General features: G+C 46.4%; 1 protein-coding gene. It reads left to right on the top strand.

The window, feature by feature from the left end:
• Positions 1 to 70: 70 nt before the first annotated feature.
• Positions 71 to 507: reverse transcriptase N-terminal domain-containing protein (locus tag LKE08_RS12040; RefSeq protein ID WP_324704474.1), on the top strand; the 437-nt coding region annotated here is incomplete at its 3' end.

Below are 507 nucleotides of genomic sequence, written 5' to 3'. Positions count from 1 at the left end.
GATGTGACCAGAAGCCAACGCCCAGATGTAATGTCTGGGATATGCAGACGGGTCACGGTTCAGACGTAAGATGGAGATTCAAGTAGTGGTAAAGACGAAATCTAGTCAATCCAAAAGATTCGGAAAACTGAAGCTAGCGGACACTAAGAATGTATGGAGGGCTATCAATTGGACGAAAGTTCAGAGAATGGTCTTCAAGCTACAAAAGCGTATCTATCAAGCGGCTCAATCGGGACAGGATGCAAAAGCCAGAAGGTTGCAGAAACTCCTTTTGAAGTCATACTATGCAAGGCTCTTAGCGGTAAGGCGAGTGACCCAAGACAACCAAGGCAAGAAAACAGCCGGAGTAGATGGTGTGGTAACAATATCCCCGAAACAAAGGTTTGAACTTGTTGAGGAAATCAAAGAAAACTTCAAAGCCAAGCCATTACGGAGAGTCTGGATACCAAAACCCGGACGGGATGAAAAACGCCCTCTGGGAATCCCGACAATCCGAGACAGAGCCAA

The organism is Lyngbya sp. CCY1209 (assembly GCF_035615495.1).
Classification (GTDB): Bacteria; Cyanobacteriota; Cyanobacteriia; order Cyanobacteriales; family Microcoleaceae; genus Limnospira.
This window is presented reverse-complemented; position numbering and strand designations above follow the sequence as displayed.